The 20,970-nt window shown below is 30.6% G+C and carries 13 protein-coding genes; 6 read left to right on the top strand and 7 right to left on the bottom strand.

What is annotated here, in order from left to right:
- Window positions 1-33: 33 nt before the first annotated feature.
- Together Q361_RS02710 and Q361_RS13715 are read right to left on the bottom strand one after the other, a co-directional pair.
- A complete protein-coding gene (locus tag Q361_RS02710) occupies window positions 34-2,019 on the bottom strand; it encodes a urocanate hydratase (protein WP_103725182.1) in 1,986 nt (661 codons plus the stop codon).
- 49 nt (window positions 2,020-2,068) lie between these two features.
- Window positions 2,069-2,245, bottom strand: a complete 177-nt coding sequence (locus tag Q361_RS13715) for a DUF5522 domain-containing protein (protein WP_169929252.1) — start codon at window positions 2,243-2,245, stop codon at window positions 2,069-2,071.
- A 28-nt stretch (window positions 2,246-2,273) separates the two neighbouring features.
- On the opposite strand from Q361_RS13715, the gene Q361_RS02705 reads away from it, so the two are divergent.
- Window positions 2,274-2,612 carry a hypothetical protein gene (locus Q361_RS02705; protein ID WP_103725181.1) on the top strand — a complete coding sequence of 113 codons (339 nt, stop codon included), beginning with the start codon at window positions 2,274-2,276 and terminating at the stop codon, window positions 2,610-2,612.
- 28 nt (window positions 2,613-2,640) lie between these two features.
- Here the strand turns inward: Q361_RS02705 and Q361_RS02700 are convergent, their stop codons facing one another.
- Window positions 2,641-4,002 (bottom strand): pyridoxal-phosphate dependent enzyme, encoded by a 1,362-nt coding sequence (locus Q361_RS02700; RefSeq protein WP_103725180.1) that lies wholly within the window; start codon window positions 4,000-4,002, stop codon window positions 2,641-2,643.
- A 237-nt stretch (window positions 4,003-4,239) separates the two neighbouring features.
- Between Q361_RS02700 and Q361_RS02695 the strand changes: the two genes are divergently transcribed.
- The 5 genes from Q361_RS02695 (at window position 4,240) to Q361_RS02675 (ending at window position 14,104) form a co-directional block, all read left to right on the top strand.
- Entirely contained in the window at window positions 4,240-6,255 is a 2,016-nt protein-coding gene (locus tag Q361_RS02695; RefSeq protein ID WP_169929251.1) for a tetratricopeptide repeat-containing sensor histidine kinase, read from the top strand.
- A gap of 3 nt (window positions 6,256-6,258) precedes the next feature.
- Entirely contained in the window at window positions 6,259-7,035 is a 777-nt protein-coding gene (locus Q361_RS02690) for a LytR/AlgR family response regulator transcription factor (protein ID WP_103725178.1), read from the top strand.
- Between the two features lie 127 nt (window positions 7,036-7,162).
- The gene (locus Q361_RS02685) at window positions 7,163-9,040 is read left to right on the top strand and encodes a V-type ATP synthase subunit I domain-containing protein (protein WP_146046974.1); all 1,878 of its coding nucleotides are present in this window, start codon (window positions 7,163-7,165) and stop codon (window positions 9,038-9,040) included.
- 25 nt (window positions 9,041-9,065) lie between these two features.
- Entirely contained in the window at window positions 9,066-13,169 is a 4,104-nt protein-coding gene (locus Q361_RS02680; RefSeq protein WP_103725176.1) for a M12 family metallo-peptidase, read from the top strand.
- A 149-nt stretch (window positions 13,170-13,318) separates the two neighbouring features.
- Window positions 13,319-14,104, top strand: a complete 786-nt coding sequence (locus tag Q361_RS02675; protein WP_103725175.1) for a hypothetical protein — start codon at window positions 13,319-13,321, stop codon at window positions 14,102-14,104.
- Between the two features lie 453 nt (window positions 14,105-14,557).
- On the opposite strand, the gene Q361_RS02670 is transcribed toward Q361_RS02675, so the two are convergent.
- From Q361_RS02670 to Q361_RS02655, 4 genes are all read right to left on the bottom strand, one after another.
- A complete protein-coding gene (locus Q361_RS02670; RefSeq protein WP_103725174.1) occupies window positions 14,558-16,507 on the bottom strand; it encodes a putative porin in 1,950 nt (649 codons plus the stop codon).
- 120 nt (window positions 16,508-16,627) lie between these two features.
- Window positions 16,628-18,208 (bottom strand): S8 family serine peptidase, encoded by a 1,581-nt coding sequence (locus Q361_RS02665; protein WP_169929250.1) that lies wholly within the window; start codon window positions 18,206-18,208, stop codon window positions 16,628-16,630.
- 453 nt (window positions 18,209-18,661) lie between these two features.
- On the bottom strand, window positions 18,662-19,453 hold the full coding sequence (locus tag Q361_RS02660) for a hypothetical protein (protein ID WP_103725172.1): 792 nt from the start codon (window positions 19,451-19,453) through the stop codon (window positions 18,662-18,664).
- 9 nt (window positions 19,454-19,462) lie between these two features.
- Window positions 19,463-20,962 (bottom strand): RagB/SusD family nutrient uptake outer membrane protein, encoded by a 1,500-nt coding sequence (locus tag Q361_RS02655; protein WP_103725171.1) that lies wholly within the window; start codon window positions 20,960-20,962, stop codon window positions 19,463-19,465.
- Window positions 20,963-20,970: the final 8 nt, after the last annotated feature.

The following is a 20,970-nucleotide window of genomic DNA, read 5'->3' as shown; positions in this document are numbered from 1 at the left end:
GGTTTCATTTTTTATTTTTTACAACTAAATTTATCATAATAACGATTCATCTACTGTATTTGGCAATGTTACTTTTAGCAAAGGTTCGACTTCCATAGCGCGCTTTATGGCGAAAATAGCACCTTCATTTCTTGCCCAGCTTCTTCTTGATATTCCGTTGTTTACATCCCAAAACAACATTGATTTTAAACGACGGCTACTATCTTCAGTTCCATCAAGAACCATACCAAAACCACCATTTATCACTTCACCCCAACCTACACCACCGCCATTGTGAATAGACACCCAAGTAGCTCCACGAAAACTATCACCTATTACATTATGAATTGCCATATCTGCTGTAAAACGAGAACCATCGTAAATGTTGGAAGTTTCTCTGTACGGAGAATCGGTACCCGAAACATCATGGTGGTCGCGCCCAAGTATAACATAACCTATTTCGCCTTTGGCTATAGCATGATTAAAAGCTTCGGCAATTTTCATACGTCCTTCGGCATCAGCATAAAGTATTCTAGCTTGAGAGCCTACTACCAATTTGTTTTCTTGTGCTCCTTTAATCCACTGAATGTTGTCTGCCATTTGCTGTTGGATTTCAGCAGGAGAATTCTTCATCATTTCTTCCAAAACGTCACAAGCTATTTTATCGGTTTTTGCTAAATCTTCTGGATTTCCAGAAGCACAAACCCAACGGAATGGTCCAAAACCATAATCAAAACACATAGGTCCCATAATATCTTGCACATAACTTGGGTATTTAAACTCTCTGCCCAATGTAGGATGTTCATTCATTACACTTGCCCCAGCACGAGAAGATTCGAGTAGAAAAGCGTTTCCGTAATCAAAAAAGTAAGTCCCTTTTGCTGTATGTTTATTAATTGCATTGGCATGACGACGCAATGTTTTTTGAACTTCTTCTTTAAATTTTGTAGGATGGTTTGCCATCATTTCATTGGCTTCGTCAAACGAGATACCTGCAGGATAATAACCTCCAGCCCACGGGTTATGCAAAGAGGTTTGATCGGAACCTAAATCGATATGGACATTCTCTTGATCGAATTTTTCCCATACATCTACTATGTTTCCTAAATACGCTATAGATACAATTTCTTTGTTTTCTAATGCTTTTTTTACTCGAACAACTAGGTCATCAATATCGGTAATAACTTCGTGTATCCAGCCTTGTTCATGACGTATTTTGGTTATTTTAGGGTTTACTTCGGCGCAAACAGTTACACAACCTGCAATTGTTCCTGCTTTGGGTTGTGCGCCACTCATGCCTCCTAGTCCAGAGGTTACAAATAAGCTCCCGTTCGAGTTTTTATTTATTTTTCTAAAACCATTTAACACGGTAATTGTGGTTCCGTGTACAATACCTTGAGGGCCAATATACATATAGCTACCAGCAGTCATTTGCCCATATTGTGATACGCCTAGCGCATTCATTTTTTCCCAATCGTCTGGTTTAGAATAATTTGGAATTACCATACCATTTGTAACTACAACACGAGGTGCATCTTTATGACTTGGAAACAATCCCATAGGATGCCCAGAATACATAACCAGTGTTTGCTCATCGGTCATTTCGGCTAAATATTTCATAGTAAGTAAATATTGTGCCCAATTTTGAAACACAGCACCATTACCACCGTAGGTAATTAATTCATGCGGATGTTGTGCTACTGCATAATCCAAATTGTTTTGTATCATGAGCATAATAGCTTTAGCTTGCTCGCTTTTTCCTGGATATTCAGATATAGGGCGTGCATACATTTTATATTCAGGGCGCAATCTATACATGTAAATACGACCATATTTTTCAAGCTCATCTTTAAACTCTGGTATGAGTTCGGCATGGTGTTTTGCTTCAAAATAACGCAGTGCATTTTTTAATGCTAATTTTTTTTCTTCTTCTGTAAGAATTTCTTTTCGCTTAGGCGCATGATTTATTTCGGGTTCGTAAGGTTTTGGGTTTGGCAATACAGATGGAATTCCTTGTGCTATTTGTTCTTGAAAAGTCATATTTATAGATATTGTATTGTTTTATTATTTTTTTAACGGTAGTGAAATGCTATTTTTTAATAGTTCCTGTTTTTTTATCAAATCCATAAGGACAATGTTTACAGCCACTTTTGCAACAGTAACCCCTTTTTAAATGGTATTTTTTGGTAAAAACTTTATAACCTTCTGGAGAAAGATAATAATCTTCGCCTTCAACTAAATTTTTATTTGTATTTTGATGAAACATAATAGCAAAATTAACAACTTTGCAGTATATGATTTTAATTGTTTTTAAATATTTAACACCCAAAGGTTTTAGAGGTATTACTATATATCCTTTTGTGTTTTTAAGTAATAAACAAGATAAAGATAATCTTGTTTTTATTACGCATGAACGTATTCATTTACAGCAACAATTAGAATTGCTTATTCTGCCTTTTTACGTGTGGTATGTATTAGAATTTCTAATTCGTTTGGTTCAATATAAAAATAGGAGAGAGGCTTATTATAATATTTGTTTTGAACGTGAAGCCTATCGGTATGAGAGCGATTTTTTGTACCTAAAAAAGCGGAAAAAGTGGTCTTTTCTAAAATTTTTAAAGAAAAAATCCTAACAGATGCTCTATTAGGATTTTAATGTTTTTACTTTATCGAACCAATGATATCGTATTTGGTAATAATATGATGTTTTCCATTTTCGAGTTCAACCAATACTGCCTGATTATCTTTGGTTATCAATTTTGAAACTTCGTCTATTGGCGTGTTTTCTTTTACAATAGGGTAGGGTTTACCCATTACTTCTCGTATAGGTTTATCGGCTACATCTTTGTTTTCAATATAGCTTTGAAACAAGTCGGTCTCATCTAGCGAACCTACAAAGCCTGTAATATCTATAACAGGAATTTGAGAGATTTTGTATTTGCGCATACGCTCTATAGCGTGCGATACTAATTCTTCGGTACGAACAAAAACCAAAGGTTTATCTACATGATCTTTAATTAAATCAATAGCTTTTGTAACATCGTCTTCTAGAAAACCTCTTTCGCGCATCCAATCATCATTAAAAATTTTCCCTACATATCTACTTCCCGAATCATGAAAAAGTACAACCACTACATCTTCTGGTTTAAAATGATGTTTTAATTGTAAAACACCTTTTACAGCAGCTCCAGAAGAGTTTCCTACAAAAATACCTTCTTCTAAGGCTAGTTTTCTAGTATATACAGCAGCATCTTTGTCGGTAACTTTTGTAAAGCCATCTATCAACGAAAAGTCTACATTTTTAGGTAAAATATCTTCGCCAATACCTTCTGTTATATAAGAATAGATTTCGTTTTCATCAAATATTCCTGTTTCATGATATTTTTTAAATACAGAGCCATAAGTATCTATCCCCCATATTTTAATATTTGGGTTTTTCTCTTTCAAATATTTTGCAATACCAGATATAGTACCACCTGTACCAACACCTACTAAAAAGTGGGTAATTTTACCTTGAGTTTGTTCCCAAATTTCAGGTCCTGTTTGTTCGTAATGAGCTTGCGCATTACTTGGGTTGTCGTATTGATTAACGTACCAAGAATTTGGAATTTCGGTAGAAAGTCTTTTCGATACCGAATAGTAAGAACGTGGATCTGTGGGTTCTACATCTGTGGGGCATACAACCACTTTTGCTCCAACAGCTCTTAGAATATCCATTTTTTCTTTAGATTGCTTATCGGTAATTACACAAATAAGTTTGTACCCTTTAATGATAGCTCCTAGTGCAAGTCCCATACCGGTATTGCCCGATGTTCCTTCAATAATAGTACCTCCAGGTTGTAATCTTCCATCGACTTCGGCATCTTCAATCATTTTTACAGCCATTCTGTCTTTTGCCGAATTACCTGGATTGAATGTTTCTAATTTTGCTAGCACTGTAGCTTCAATCTCCGAAGTGATTTTGTTTAATTTTACCAAAGGCGTATTTCCTATTGTTTCTAGTATATTTTTTGCGTAATTCATATTTATTATACGAGCTTTATTTGTTTATAAGCTAAAAATTAATGTGGGTGCAAAGATATTATTAATATATGGTATTTAAAAGTGGGTGATTAGTAAAGAACTATTATAACTGTCTAAGGATATAAAAATTAGTATCTTACACTAAGTTTGCTTTGATTTTTTTTATATTTGATTTGCATATAGCATTAAATCACTATTGACATAAAAAAATAACCGTTTCACTCAAAATTTTAAATGATGACTAAAAAAATTGTTGTATTTGTCTTTATATTTTGTTCTGTTTTTTCTTTTTCGCAAGAAAGTAAAGTGATTGATAGTTTGAAGAGGGAATTGAAATTATATAAAAAAAATACTTATCAATATGCAGACGCAAATAACGAAATCGCAAAAAAATATTGGGCAGTAAATTGGGATAGTGTTTATTATTTCGCAAATAAAGCAAATAAAGTTGCAAAACTATTAAAATATAGTAAAGGGTTAATTAATTCATATTTAAATTATGGAATTTATTTTGAAAGAAAAGAAAATTTTAAATTATCAGAGTTTTACAGAAAAAAAGCATTAAATATCTCAATCAAAATAAAGAATAATGAGTTAATAGGAAAATCATATTTTTCAATAGGTAACCTATCGTATACTAAGAATCATAATGATAGTGTAGTTTTTTTTTATAAAAAAGCAGAACTTTTTTTAAAAAAAAGTAACAATTATGAAATTATAGCTGGGATTAACAATAATCTAGCTGCATTATATCAAGGTCAAAATGACTTTAATAAAGCATTAGTTTGTTTTTTTAAATCCTTAGAGTATTATAAAAAAGCAAAAAATAAAACGCAAACTAGTTTGGTTTTATCTAATATTGGAGTTTTATATCAATCTTTAGGAAATGATAAACTTTCAAAAGAATATTTTTTAAAATCAATTAGCGTAATTAGTGATAATTTATTGAGTAAAATAATAGCTTATAATGGTTTAGGAAATATGTATGAAAACCAAAAGAAAAATGACTCTGCATTATATTTTTTTGAAAAAGGTTTAAATATTTCTAAAATACTAAAAGATCAATACTATATCAATTTTTTTAATCTTAATAAATCAAGTATTTATCTTCTCAAGAAAGAAAATAATTTATCATATTTTATATTAAGAAATATTAACGTAGATTCTTTTAACGATAGAAATGAAACTTTAGCAATGTATTATCGAAATTACGGAGTTTATTATTACAATTTAAAAAAATATATTAAAGCTAAAGAATATATTGAAAAAAGTCTTTTTATAACGAAAGAAAACAAGTTAAATGAACAGTTTTTAGAGAATAATAGATGGTACATAAAAATTTTAGCAAAATTATATCACAATAGTTATTTGTTTGATTATTCTAATTATTCAGACTCATTAATTAGTATAAAATATAAAAAAAATAATTTAGAATTATTATATAGTTACGATACCAAATACCGCACTGCAGAAAAAGAAGCCAAAATAAAAGAACAGCAACTGTTATTACAAAATGAAAAAGCCAACCGCAATATGGCTTTGGGAGGCATTGCTGGTTTGGTATTACTTTCGGGAGGTGCTTTTTGGTTGTATAGAACCAAACAAAAACAAAACCAACTACAAACACAAAACACACTTCTCGGTTTGCAACAAAACCTCAATGCCATGCAGTTAGAGAATCTTAACAAACAACTCAACCCGCACGAGATAAAAAACATATTAGCCAATATTTCTCCCGAAATACAACGAAATGCACCTGAGGCTTATAACAAAATGACCAAATTGCTCAACATTACAAGAGCAAGTTTAAGCAGTAATTCCGTAACAGACAGCATTGAAAATCAATTACAACAAATTGAAGATTATTTATCATTAGAAAAAACTGTTTTACCAGTTCGATTACAGTATACTATTCATAATACGGTTGAAACAAATAAACAAATTCCGAGATTATTACTAAAAAATTTAGTAGAAAATTCAATAAAACACGGCATCAAAAACAAAAAAGAAGGTGGCGAAATAAAGGTCAATTTATTAGAAAAAGAAAATACTATTTTTATTGAAATTGACGATACAGGAATAGGAAGACAACAAGCCATTTCGTTAGATAGTGGTATTGGCACAAGCACGTATATCAATCTTTTTGAAACCTTAAACAAGACCAATACACAAAAAGCAAGTTTCAATATTATCGATAAAGAAAACGGAACAAAAGTAGAAATCTATATTCCAAAAGATTATAAATATTCATAAGCTATGAATCATAACTACATCATCATAGAAGACCAAAAAGGAGCTTTAGAAAATTTGCAAATTGCATTAGAACCGCATACCAATTTAGTATTTAAAGGAACAGCCGAAAACATAAAAGAAGGGCTTTCACTGTGCTTAAAACAAAAACCCAATCTTATTTTTTTGGATGTAGAATTGGGACAAGAAATTGGTTTTGATTTAATTAATGAACTTCGTTTATTTTACAATACATTGCCATTTATCATCATGACAACAGCTCACGACCATTATGCCAAACAAGCGGTAAATAATGATGTGTTATATTTTCTTTCAAAACCCATAGATAATGACGAATTGCAAAAAGCACTTACTAAATTTGAAAAAGCACAAGCCGAGCAACGCAATCATTTAGTGATAAAAGACAAAAACGGACATACTTTAATGCATTATGAAGACATTATTTACATAGAAGCACAAAGTAATTATTGCGATATTCACTTAAAATTTGGTAAAAAAAACACGGTCTCAAAAACCTTAAAAGAATTAGAAAATCTCTTACCAAATACATTTTTACGAACGCATAAAAGCTATTTGGTCAATACAATTTACATAGAAAAAGTAAACACTACTCAAAAACAAATTACCCTAAACACCAAAACAGGAGTTATAGAAGTTAGCATAGATGCTCATACAAAAATAGAAGAACAATTAAAACTAAAAGCAACCGAAACTATTATTCCAATAGGAGAAAGCTATATAGAGTTAGTCAAAAATGCACTTTTTATTTACAAAACGGTTTAATTAATTTCCCAGTTCGCATAGCAAAAATTCGTGTTCACATTCTAAAACTACCTTTATACTCAAAACCATTAACCACTTGAAAAACAAGTGGTTTTTTGTTGTAAAATTGTTAAATAAATTTCAAGAAATGAAAACAAAATTTATACTTTATACGGTGCTGTTTTTTTTGCAAATTTCTATGGGCCAAATGAATCCAAATTTTGAAGTTTGCGGAAAAAAATATTCAAACAGTACAAAAATAAACGGTAAAATTATAAACCTGGATGAAAGTGAAAATAGATTTTATAATACTGCTCTAAAAGAATTATCTAAAAATATCAAATTGCCTGCGGGGCAAAAAGAAAAAATTATTTACTCTTTTATAATTTATGACCGCATTATTTATGCTCGGTTCTATATAGATTCTTTATCCAATACAAATAAATTAACGGACTTTTCCAATGCGCTAAGGTGTTTCGAAAAGAGTATATATCTTAATGAGATGAATGAAAAAAAAGGAATTCAGTATTCAATTATAAAAAAATTACCCGATGGAAAAATTATTAAAATCACAAATGAGGAGGAGGGAGAATTTGAACAGTATTACGATAAAATAGTAGAATCCTACAAAGAACTAAATGAAGAAAATAAATTGGTAGAAATCAGCAACGAGATTATTGACCATATCAAAAGGTTAAGAACATTAGATTTTTATGATGACCTCGATAAGGCAAGAAGAGTTGAGCTTGAAGCAGTCATGCCATTCAAAAGCATTTATCCGCTAAAAACTAATACATTTATCAAAACATCTTGCACCGAATTTTCGGATAGATACTTACCGAAGATTAAAAATTTGAATTTGTCTATCGATACGCTCATATTAAAAATCGACAAAAGGACAACAAAATTGGACAGTCTGAAAAAATTGGCTGACAATGTATGGATAAAGCTGTTTAAAAATCAAAAAATCATATTGGAATATTCTGCCTTGAACAATAATAGCGTTTTGTTGAAAAGTAAAAACATCGAATTGAAGAGAAAAATGGAAACATTGAAAGAAAAATTAAAAAACGACATAACAGAACTATCGCAACCTATATATCTTTTAAACAAAAAACTGTATTCTGAACGGATTAAGGAATATAATAAAAATATCGATAAATATGATGTGTTGTATAATGATTATGAAAAAGTTGCTGAAGAGTATAACAAGCTAGATTGGATTTATAATTTCAGAAAAGCATTTTCAAATAACGGAAAGAGGGCTGAATATACGTTGTCCAATATCAATGACTTAAAGAAGAGGTTGAAAAATTTAGAAATAAATATACCGTTATATAAATCTTACCTTTTAAAACCTTCATTCAAAAATATAAAAACTGAAATCCAATCTTTTATATCCATCCACGACAATAGGATTGCCGAATTAAAGAAAAGCTTAGCTGATTTCGAAAAGTCTAACCTGTTGAGGACTAACATCTACAATAATCAGTTTAATTCTATTGCGAGTTTTGATTTAGATAATTGCAAAAAAATACGGGACGAATTTGACAGTCAATATGACATTGTTTATGAAAATTATGACCAAATTATATATAAAACCGATTTTTACAAGCAGTTGGTGGAATTTGAAACTATGATAAAAAACCACGGGAAACCATCTCAATCAGATAAATCGGCATATACCCAAAAAGATTATTCCAAAGGATTATGGTCATATACAATTGAACGATTAGACAAAGACAATAGCTATATTAATGAAAATACAGGCGAATATCAACTTTCAGACAGTTCCAAAGAGTATCGAGTATCCTTGTATATGGACAATGAATATATATTGCAAGGAAACCTGTATATTGAGGATAAGGGAATGTCTGACGATGATGGATATTATGAATACTATATCATTTCATTTGGTAATTATAGCCACAATTATACAAGTGCGACCAATGAGAAAAATGAAATCAGAAAAATAATTATAGATTTTCTTAGGGGAAAATATTCAGCAACAAGATATAATTTTTAAATTAATTCATTATAAATAAATTTTTATGAAAACAAAATTACTACTAATAGCTTTCCTTTTTGCTCAATTAAATTTTGCTCAAAAAAAGGAAACTATACTTGAGCAAGAATTAAACCATCATATTGAAATGGGTGAGTTCAAGAAAGAACCTATCAAAATAGCTACGTTTCCAAAACAAATTAATGATGGTAAAAACAAATACCTATCTTTAAATTTAGACAAAAATAAAATAAACGAATTAATTATAAAATCAGACAAATTTATTTCACTTGAAATTCCTTTTTCTGAAACAGAACATAAAACTATTGCTTTAAAAAAGAGACAAATATTGCATGATGATTTTAAATTAGTCCTACAAACCGAAAAAGGAGCAATAACACAAGAAATGCCATCTTATGTTGCTTATTCGGGAATTGTTGAGAATGAACATAATGAAAACACATTTGTAACGATAACTCTAATAAACAATTCTTTGAGAGGAATAATTTCTATTGGCAATAAAGAATATACCATTGGACCTAAAAAAGACAAAGATTCTGAAACAGAATATATACTTTACGAAAAAAACAATGTATCATTAAGTTTACCCGAGTTTTCTTGCGGAACAGATGATATTGATATGCAATTACCCGAACATAATAAAAATAGTAATCAACAAACTACTATTCCTAAATGTGTTACTGTGCATTTTGAAGTTAATAATACTTTATGTGATTTATGGGGTGGAACAAGCCAAACTATTAGTAATATAACCAATATATTTAATTCTGTTCAACAGATATATGCTTTAGATTTAATGACAATTAGAATTTCATATTTAAAAATCTACACTATACCTACAAATTATAATGAAACAAATACAACTACAGCATTAAATAGTTTTACACAAACAAATTCGGGAGTCTTGCAGGGAACAATAGGAACATTATTAGGAGTTAATGGTAACGGTGGCTTGGCATGGCTTATTTCAGGTAATACTTGTGACATTAGAAGAAATTACTGTTCAATGAATTATGATTATTCTATTTTTCCAAATTATTCTTGGAATGTAAATGTGATTGCACATGAAGCAGGACATAATTTAGGTTCAAATCATACACAATGGTGTGGTTGGACAGGGGGTGCATTAGATAATTGTTATCAAACTGAAGGAGGTTGTGCCTCTGGTCCTGCACCTATTAATGGAGGAACAATTATGAGTTATTGCCACTTAACAGGTAGTGGTATAAATTTTAATAATGGTTTTGGAGTTCAACCAAGAACAGTAATTACAAATACTGTAAATAATAGCACTTGTTTCACATCTTGTGAAACGGCACAAACTTGCGAAGACAATGTGGTTTCAAATGTCCAAGTTGTAGACAATGGTAGTAATTATACTATCACTTGGTCATCGAGTTATCCAGTTAAAATTTATAGAAGAGAAAATATTTCTAATTCTTTTACCTTATTAAGTACTGTTAGTAGTAATAGTTATATAGCAGATTACATTAATGATTGTAATATTGAAAAAACTGAATTTAAAATTGTGTCAATATGTCCAAATGGAGATAGCAAACCTACTGTAATTGTTGTTTCTCCAAGAGGGAAAACACCTAAATTATCTCAAACAGAAACTAATCTTTGTACCAACTATCAAAACGATACTAGAACATTAAGTTTGCAAAACAGCTCATCATACAATTCGTTTCAATGGAAATTAAACGGAAATTCTATTACAGGAGCTACAAATGCAACATATTTAGCAAATCAATTAGGTGTATATTCATGTATTGTAACAAATAATAGTGGTTGTTCATTTTTTACAGACGAAATTTCGCTAACTCAAGACAATCCAATTTCAAGTTTTACCTATACAAAAAACGGACTAAGTGTTAATTTTACCAATAATTCTTCTTGCTCTAATAATAGAACTTGGGAATTTGGCGACACAACTACTTCAACCGTTTTAAACCCAACAAAGACATATTCTAACTCTGCAATCTATACTGTATGTATAAACAATACCAACTTGGCAGGAACAACCCAAGAATGCAAACAAATTCCAATATTTAATTCTTGGACGGAAGAAATGGAAGGAACAAATAATGGTATCAATACAAATACAACCTATCAAACAGGGTTATGTTCTCAAGCGATAAAATTTACAAGAAATAGTGTTTCAAATTATTTACAGAATTCTTTTGTTCAATATGATTTCAATAATTTTATACCTAAACAAGGCACAATTGAACTGTTGTTATATGTAACGGGTGGATATTATAATGGAAGCTCGACTATTTCTTCAACATCTGCAAAGATATTTTCAATCGGTAATTCAGCTGGATCAAATGGAAATACTGATTTAAATGTAAGTTCTAATGGTCAAATATCTGGTTACAGATACAATTCATTAACAAATAGTTCTCAAATTTTTAACACTTCAACAACTCCATTTTCATTTAATGAATGGAATGTGGTTTCAATTTCTTATGGTAGTCAGGGAACTAAAATTGCAGTAAATGGAGTAGTTTACTATAATAATGTTAATATGAACTATGAAATGAATAATGCTACATTTAATTTAGGTCAAATTAAGTATTCACCAGGAATTAGTTTTATAGGCTTCGAAGGTCTCGTTGATAAAGTTAGATTTTCATATACGCAAAACGATTTTCAACTTGCTATTCCATCTGCTCCTACTGCAACTGCAAGCCAAACCTTTTGTAGTGGTGCAACTGTTGCTAATTTATCAGCTAATGGCACTAATTTAACTTGGTATGCAAATCCAACCGTTGGCAATCCACTTGCATCAAACTTTGTTTTAGTGTCTGGAAATTATTTTGTATCTCAAACTATAAATGGTTGTGAAAGTTCCAGAACTCCAGTTGCCGTAACAATTACTACAACAAATCCACCATCGACTAATACAAGTCAAATTCTTTGTTCAGGAGCAACTGTTTCAAATTTGTTTCCTTATTCTAACTCCATTCGTTGGTATAATTCTGCAACAGGTGGTTCAGCATTAAGTGCGTCAACTGTAGTAAATAATGGCATTTATTATGTCTCTCAACTACTTAATGGTTGCGAAAGTTCAAGAGTTGCGGTCAATGTAACTGTTTCAAATATAACAAATCCAACTGTTGATACAGCCTATACTTCAGACGCTTATAGTATTACCTATTCTTGGCAAGGAAACTCAAGTTCTTATGATTTAAGGTATAATGAATTAGGAACAACAAACTATGTGTTTATTAATGGAGTATCTACTAATTCTTATACGGTAACTGGTTTATTGCCTTGTAAAAAATATGTTATGTCTGTTCGAGCAAATTGTGGAGGCACAAATTATTCAAACTATTTCGGAAGAACTTTTGAAACAAAAAATAATGATAATTCGTTTGCTAGTGTTCCCTATCTACAAGATTTTAATATTGCTCAATCTACTAGTTCTAATTCTTTTTGTACAATACAATGGAAACAAATTTCAGGATATTCAGGTATTCTCAATGATATTTATCCTAATGGAAACCTAAATTTAAACTGCAATCCAACAGTTGGTTCTGCAAATGATGTTGTTCTTTCTCGTGGTATTATTTTAACAGCAGGAACTACCTATAATATTTCTTATAAGTATTCAAATACAGAACAAAATGCAGTACCAGTAAGTTTGAATTTTACGGTAGGTACAGATGAAAATGTTAATAATCACACTATACTAAAAGCTCATTCTCCAAGTAATAATACAGGAATATCTTACAATACAAATTATATTACCGAAAGTATATTATTTACTCCAACGGTTTCTGCACCTCACTTTTTTGCTTTTAATTCGTTGAGTGGTTATACTAGTGGTTATTTACATTTTGATGATTTTTCAGTCTCAACTTCGTTAAATAATGAAAACTTTCAAAATTTTGACAATATAAAAATTTATCCAAACCCAACAGATAATATTTTATTTGTTGATGCAACCAATAAAGAAATTAACAAGATAGAAATGTTCGACTTACAAGGCAAATTATTAAAAACAATTATAGAGAATAAAGACAAATATCAAATTAATCTACAAAACTTACCATCAGCTGTCTACCTTCTACAAATCCAAACCGACAAAGGCAAGAAAACTGTAAAAGTCATCAAAAAATAAACCCCCACACACCTTATGTTCCCTTCTTTAATGGAGGGGAACATAAACAAAACACCGTGTTTTTCCCCTAAAAAAATGGTGTTTTTCCTATATAGTATTACAAAAGTTCATTATTTATTTGTGCTATAACAATTTTAAATTAAATTAATATGGCATCTACTTCAGACTTAACAAGCACGAACACCACTAAAAATAAAAATTCAGTGAGTGAAACAGGACATGCAAAAAACATCGCCAACTTTCAAGACCTTATCTCATTTTGTCAAGGGTATGGAGCAAATTATAACCCAACCAAAGAAAGTTTAAAAATCCCACAGCTTCAAGCATTATATCAACTTGCACAAGACAAACTTAACGCTACCAAAACACAAAAAACAACTTTTGACAATGCAACTAATGAACGCAGAAATACCTTTGCTAACCTAAAACCATTGGCTACAAAAATAATCAATGCGTTTGCCGTTTCAGGTGCAGATACTTTAGCCATTGCCGATGCCAAAACCGTAAACAAAAAATTACAAGGCACAACTTCCAAAAAATCAACCACTACCAATGATAATATTCCCCCTTTGGGGGAATTAAAGGGGGCTTCAACCTCGCAACAATCCTACGACCGCTTAATAGACCATTTCGTCAACCTTATACAAGTAGTAGAACAAAATACTAACTACACACCCAACGAAACAGAATTACAAGTTGCCACATTACAAACCAAACTCGAAGAAATGCAAACCAAAAACACAAACCTTATAAACGCTTACACAGGCTACAGCAACGCAATGATAGAAAGAAACCAAACACTTTACAATCCTTTAACAGGTTTGGTACAAACTTCCAAAGAAGTCAAACAATATGTAAAAAGCGTATTCGGAGCAAACAGCCCACAATACAAACAAGTAAGCGGTTTAGAATTTAAAGTAATCAAGAAAGATTAATATGGTGCAAGGTAAAAGTATAATTCTCGCAACATCATTTATAAAATTCCAAACGGCGTTTATACTTTTGCCCACTGCATTTATAATGTTACAAACTGCAACTATAATATGAGTGTCTGCAAACATAAATTTACTAACTACATATCATATTTTAGCAACTACATTAATAAAATTATCGACTGCAACAATAAAGTTACTAACAGTAAATACTATTTTAGCTTCGGAAAACATACTTTCAATAGGTGCGGAGATAACCAGAAAACAATTCACCCAATACAGCAATAGAGCCTTTCGCTTTCCTGTCTTTGCCAACGCTTAATAAAAGAGTAATATTTTACCAATTAAATAGCACAGAATCTTACACAATAAGGACTGCAAAACAAAGCGTTCTTAAAGTTAAATGTCAAATCAATAGACTAAAAAAGATACAATTCAAAATTTAAAAGCTATTATCTACTGAAAGAAATTCCAAACCAAACCTACTCTTAATACAAAATCTCGGTAAGGCATATTTGGCGTTACATAATTTTTGTTTTGAGAAAATAACGAATTCAAATGCTCCGCAATAAAGAAAATACGTGTTTGTCTTATTCGGGCATTCGCAAAAATATCAAGTACCGGATAATTACCAATTTTTTTACTGTTTTGAACAAAAAACTCACTCAATACAGGGTTGTAATCGTTGGCGTAATAACTCGTAAAATAATTTAAGGTAATACCTGTTTGTAAATACATGGCACGTTTAAACACATAGTTTGAATAATACAATGAATTTCGTGTTGTAAACTTTGGAACATTTACGATAGCTTCATTTTGCACGGTTTGTTGAAACAAAACCGTATTATCGAGCGCCCATTTGCGGTATTTTATTTCTTTTTCAGCTTTTACAGATAAGTATTTTATTGTGCCCGAAAACTGCTTTGGCGTAATAAGTTGGTAGTTAAAATCGGTACTCAAATTACTAAAATAAAGATAATCATCGAGTGTAGTTATTTTTACTTCAGCGTTTGCCCATTGAGTATTAGCTCTTGCAGATAGGGCATTTATTTTTTGATTTTGAAAATTGTTTTCCCAATTGTAAGTTGTATAATTACTTTGCGATAATGAATAAATATTATCGGGTAGTTTTGATAAATTTTCATAAGCAAACGAAAAATTATTTTTCTCGTTGAGTTTATATTGAAGATTTGCGGTTAAATTGCGGACGGTTTTTTGTGAAATGGCATTAGAAACCATAAATGTTCCTTTCCATTTATTTTTTATATATTGATACTGTCCGCCAATTGATGTGATGTTATTTTTTAATTGACTACTTATTGGGGTAGTATTTACAATATAGTCTGAAAGATTGTTGTAGTAATAGGTATTGATAGTGTTTTCAATAAAAAAACCTATTGTGCCAATAGTTTTATTCTCATAACTTAGACTCGCTTTGTTGTAAAGGTTGTTGTTTCTCGATTGATCTTTAAAACCATTATTAGCAAGAGCAGTTCCAAATCGATAATTGTTAATCCCCGAAGTTTGTGATAAGGCACTTAGTGAAGATTGAGAATATTCGTAAAATTTATGTTCGTAGTTAAAAATATGAGAGAGCAATACATTATTTTGCGCATCTTTTGGGTTTATTCTAAATTGATGTTCAAAAAATACTCGCTTGCCTTTAAGAAAAGATTTAGCATCTGTAAGAAATACGGCCAACCTTGCTCTGTTTGTAAATTCTGAGTTGCTGCCTTCATAATCAGAAGGGGTTGTTATTCCTCCATTTTCATTATTGCTAATATCTTGACCAGTAAAATGAAAATTTATAGCATAACGTTTATTTTTGGTAAAATAGCTAGAAGTAAGTGTAAAATTTCCATTACTTGAGAGTTGATTTAGGTATTTTCCTAGCGAACGAATTCCTCTGTAATTTACAGAAATATTAAATTGTTTTGAAGTATTTACACTAATAAAAGCATCTACGTTTTGCCCTTGTTCTACTACAGATTTATAGAATAGTTCAGTAACTGGAGTAGGTACATTGTAGTATAAAATATCTTCGGGGTTATAGTATGCATATTGTTTTGCATTATGTCCAAATGATGGAAGTGTTTTAAATTGAGTTAATCCAAAATTTAGTTGATTATAAGGTTGCCCATCGTTTGAAAAGGCAAGTAATCCAAAAGTATCTCTTTTCAAATAATTAAATTTGTATAAACTTTTTATCGTGAGCGAAGTATCAACTGCAACAGTGTCTTTTTCTAAAGTATATTTTTTGTACCAAGCAATGGGAGCCTTTTGCGATTCTTCTTTTTGTTTTTGCTCTAATGTTTTACGCATTAATTTTTCCTTTTTTGGCACATTATCTTGAGCCCAAAATGTAAAAGTTATTGCAAAAAATAATGCTGTAAGTAAATTTTTCATGTTTTATACTAAAATGCAAAAGTAAATAAATTGCTTTACACTATTGCAAAGCTTTGTCAAAAGAACAAGGCTTCCTAAAAATAGAAAGCCTTGATGTTCTTATTTATTTTTATTAAAATATTATTCTTTTACAATTTTCTTCACTATAGAAACATTATCTTTTGTGGTGAATTTTACAAAATAAACACCAGCTTGTAAATTTTCTAAATTTATTTTGTTTTGTATAGAATCAGAGTAAGGCATTTGCATAACATTTTTACCAGAAATATCAGAAATAGATATTGATAAAAGTTCTATGTTTTCTGTAATATTGAAGTTTAAAATGCTACTTGTTGGATTTGGATATACAAAAATAGATTTGTCAAAATTATTATTAACAGTTCCCAATGTTTGGTCAATTCCAGACACAATAAGTGAATAATTTTGGAAAGATCCTACTAAATTTCCTTTATGTGATATTCTTATTTTATATGTGCCAATTGCATCTTCTATTTCAATTTTCTCAACATTGTCTACATCATTATCTTGTTGTGATGACGACATAAATATGCTTGGAAAATTTAATTTCCAAGGGAAAAATTCTTCGGTATCTTTTATTATTCTAATGTCTAGATCATTAACAAGTGCTTTGTTAGTTGAATTATGATTGTTGTCTTGAGCTATTCCAGGCACATCAGTCCAACATATTGTCGCTATCAACTTTTTAGGACTAGTTAAGGTTACATATCTTTCGTATATCTGATTTTGATTTAAAGTGAGTTCGTTAACGATAGATGTTGGAGTTGAAAGAGTAGAATTTGTTAAAATATTTGCTGCCACTTGTGAATCTAATAGACCATAACCAAATATTGGGTCAGGTCCAGTTAGTCCTGCATCTAAAGCACTATGACAAGCAAGTGCTTTTAAAGTACTTGATCTCATGTATGTTCCAGGATGCAATCTGTTATAATATTCCTGAAGTAATAGTAGGCTTCCAGCGACGTTTGGGCTAGCCATAGATGTTCCAGAATAAGTATCATAAGAATTATCGCTTGTACCTATAGGTGAATAGAGATTTGTTCCATCACCTGAAATGTCTGGTTTTATCCTTCCATCATCAGATGGACCTTGACTGCTACTTGGATTAATAATTATACTTGACAGTTCTCCTGTACTTAAGTTTACGGTTGGGTTAGAATTAGCGATTACTAAATTGTTTTTTGCATTTTTTTCATACGTCAGTTTATCATATCCATTTACAGATCCCCCTGTATATGAATCCATTCCTGAGTTTCCCGCAGATGTAATCATTAAATAATAAGGAGAGTCTTGTGCGAATTGATCCCACGATACACATTCATTATTGTAATTTCCCATAATCCAAACAGGTACATTTAAATTTCCATTCTCATTAAGAACAGGTACACCGTAAGAATGATTTGAAATTAATAAGCCATTATTCAATACCTCATTAGCAACTTCAACAGTGTCGGAGTTCCAATCATAAGATACTATATTGCATTTTGGAGCCATACCTTTAGCAGTAGGATTAAAACCTCTTGAGCCAATTGTTCCAACCACATGTGTACTATGATCGTTACTTGGTGAGATGGAAACAAAATTGTCAGGTGTAGTAATTCTAGATATAGTTAAATTGTCAGGATCTTTAAATTCTTCATGAGTAATTCTAGCCTTTCCTCCATCCCATACACCAATTAGCATATTATCTCCATCTAAATTTAACCCTGTGATTCCACCTGTATTTAGTCGAGAAGTTCTAGTTGCTAATGATGCAGAGGAATTATCAGTTGAACGATATATTGGTCTGTTATTTAAAATTTTATATACTTCATAAGTAGTATTTTTTTCTACATATTTTTTTTTAAAATTTTGATTTGTAACTAAAAATTTTTCTATGGATATTGAATCTGCTTTTAATCTCTCTTTATTATCTTTAATATAGGAAATAATGTTATTAATATTTAAATTATTTCTAATAAAATTTTTACTTAATAAATTTTGAGAGTTAGAGGAAATAGAAAGAAGAAAAATCAGTAAAATAGTATACTTTTTCATTTTTATTATTATTAAAATTTAAAACTGTCTAGCAATGCAATTAATAATATTTTATTTTAATTACAAATGCTAGACAGTTTAATAAAGTGTTTTTATAGCTTATGGTAAACTAAATGTATGTGTAGCTACTGTTGTAAATGCGTTTCCTAATCCACTTACTAGTGTTGTTCCATCAGATTTTTTTAGTTCATATTTTCCATACACCGACGAAGAGGTTACCATACCATCTCCATATGCGTCATATACCTTAAGAGTATAATTTCCATTAGGTAAACAGTTAATTTGAGTTGGTAACACTAAAGTGGTATTTGAGCTCAAGTCAGTATAAGGACCTCCTGACCAAACAACACTTCCGTTAGAATCGAAAATTTTCCATGTTGTTTCGCTTCCGTATCGATCTTGAGTTACACTGAAAGAAACTTCATTTAATGTACAGAGAGCTTTATACTTTAATTTAAAAGTCCTTCTAGAAATATTATTAGTTTCTGTAGGGTTTGTTAATATAAAATTAATAATTTTTTCAGAATAAGCTAGGTTAGAATGATTAAAATTAATTCTAGCATATGCTACTTTAGAACCTGCTGGTATGGTTACAGAGGTTGGCAAATTAATAAAATCGCTGTTTGAAAAGGAATTATCATTTGCAATTCCATTTATAGTTGCACTATTATTTATTTGGAAATTTATGGTTTGGTTTTCTTCTGTAGCAATAGTTTTGAAAAAAGGTATGTCAATATACGCTTGTGACTGATCTACTTTAGTACTTAAAGATTCTCTGCCAAACCCAAAATTTTGCACATTGTTGATATTATCAACTCCAGTATCTTGCTTTTCACATGAACTTAAAAATACTAGTGAAGCAATTATTATATAACTTAAATGTTTTTTCATAATTTAAATTTATAGTGGATTATTTTCGGTAATTTTAATGTTATTTAAAATTTCTATCTGAGGTATCTGGAAAATAAATTTACTTGAACCAACAGGATAGTTAAATTTTCCATAAGCAGGATGATTAGATCCTGGATAATCTCTTTCAAGAGCTAAATTCCAACGTTTCATATCATAAAAAGAGAAACCTTCTCCCCATAGTTCCAATCGTCTTTGAAATCTTATTTCGTCTCTTAAAGCATTTCCACTTAAACTAGAAATATTATAGGCAGAATTTCTTGTTGTTACCATTTGAGTAAGAATTGTTTTTGCTCCTAGCTCATCTCCTGCCATGAATTTTGCTTCAGCCTCAATTAAATACATTTCAGCTACCCTCATGTATAAATAATCTCCTTGAAATGTTGGTGTGGCATCATAAAATTTTAAATTTGCTCTTAATGGAACTTGAGAGCCTGATGGAGCACTTAAATTTAGTCCTGACCATTTAAACCATTTACTTCTTTTATCAGTACTAGGTATAGAAGAAACTAAACGTGCATCACCTGATTTAAATACGTTTAATAATCCAGCATAACCTGCGTTAAGTGAACCAATTTGAGAAAAGAAAGAGGCATATATTGTTGAGGTTGTACCATCAATATCAACTCCCCAAATCCACTCGGGATTAGAAACATTTGAAAAACCATCATAACCTGAATCTTGTATAGATATCATATTAGAAGGCATTAAACTTTTACCACTTCTAGCTTCAGATGCATATTGAGCAGCTAAATTTAATTCAACTGGAGATGAACCAAACTCTAAAAAATATCTAGCTAATAATCCAGCAACAACTTTTTTATCAATTTGAATAATGTTTGTTTTAGTAAAACCTGTAAGATTTGAATAGGCTTGGTTTAAATCATCCTTTATAGCATTAAGGATATAAACTTTACTTACTCTTCTTTCATCAACTAATGCGTTATCATCAGAATAAAAAGGTATTGCTAAGTCTCCATTAGAGTATAATCTAACCAAATTAAAGTATGCAAATGCTCTCATAGCTTGACATCTAGCTCTTACATATTTTAAATCTTGATTTGATGTATTTTGAGGGATTAATTTTATTGTTGAATTCATATTATAAATGATTTTATAATAAAATTTCCAAACCATATCAGTTACCCGGTTCTCTACTTGTCTACCTGTATATCTGTAATAATTTCCATGCCAGTGATTTATTACTTGAACCATATCGTTTGACATCAAATCAAGACCCAAATCAATTGATTTTTGACCATAATCATCATGTATATTTCCACCATTTGCAGTATTAAAATCATTGATAAAGAAGTTATTTCCTTGTTCAATACCACTAGCTACTGAAAGCAAACTCTCTGGAGACGAAGCAGCTAAATTTTTTATTTGGTCATTTGATACTGTGGATCCTAAATCAGCTTCAGTGAAATTATCAGAGCAGGATGTTAGCGAAAGTAAGCTTATTCCAAAAATTAATAATATTTTTTTCATGTTTTTAT

It is taken from the genome of Flavobacterium croceum DSM 17960, assembly GCF_002917885.1.
Lineage (GTDB): Bacteria > Bacteroidota > Bacteroidia > Flavobacteriales > Flavobacteriaceae > Flavobacterium > Flavobacterium croceum.
The sequence above is the reverse complement of the archived record's forward strand: the minus strand, read 5'-3'. Positions and strand labels throughout refer to the sequence as shown.

Bases quoted from the DNA above. Each gene is read 5' to 3' on its own strand.
- Q361_RS02675 (WP_103725175.1), top strand. From the start codon at position 13,319: ATGGCATCTACTTCAGACTTAACAAGCACGAACACCACTAAAAATAAA.
- Q361_RS02680 (WP_103725176.1), top strand. From the start codon at position 9,066: ATGAAAACAAAATTACTACTAATAGCTTTCCTTTTTGCTCAATTAAAT.
- Q361_RS02655 (WP_103725171.1), bottom strand. From the start codon at position 20,962: ATGAAAAAAATATTATTAATTTTTGGAATAAGCTTACTTTCGCTAACA.
- Q361_RS02710 (WP_103725182.1), bottom strand. From the start codon at position 2,019: ATGACTTTTCAAGAACAAATAGCACAAGGAATTCCATCTGTATTGCCA.
- Q361_RS02665 (WP_169929250.1), bottom strand. From the start codon at position 18,208: ATGCTAATTGGTGTATGGGATGGAGGAAAGGCTAGAATTACTCATGAA.
- Q361_RS02700 (WP_103725180.1), bottom strand. From the start codon at position 4,002: ATGAATTACGCAAAAAATATACTAGAAACAATAGGAAATACGCCTTTG.
- Q361_RS02685 (WP_146046974.1), top strand. From the start codon at position 7,163: ATGAAAACAAAATTTATACTTTATACGGTGCTGTTTTTTTTGCAAATT.
- Q361_RS02705 (WP_103725181.1), top strand. From the start codon at position 2,274: ATGATTTTAATTGTTTTTAAATATTTAACACCCAAAGGTTTTAGAGGT.
- Q361_RS02660 (WP_103725172.1), bottom strand. From the start codon at position 19,453: ATGAAAAAACATTTAAGTTATATAATAATTGCTTCACTAGTATTTTTA.
- Q361_RS02690 (WP_103725178.1), top strand. From the start codon at position 6,259: ATGAATCATAACTACATCATCATAGAAGACCAAAAAGGAGCTTTAGAA.
- Q361_RS02695 (WP_169929251.1), top strand. From the start codon at position 4,240: ATGACTAAAAAAATTGTTGTATTTGTCTTTATATTTTGTTCTGTTTTT.
- Q361_RS02670 (WP_103725174.1), bottom strand. From the start codon at position 16,507: ATGAAAAATTTACTTACAGCATTATTTTTTGCAATAACTTTTACATTT.
- Q361_RS13715 (WP_169929252.1), bottom strand. From the start codon at position 2,245: ATGTTTCATCAAAATACAAATAAAAATTTAGTTGAAGGCGAAGATTAT.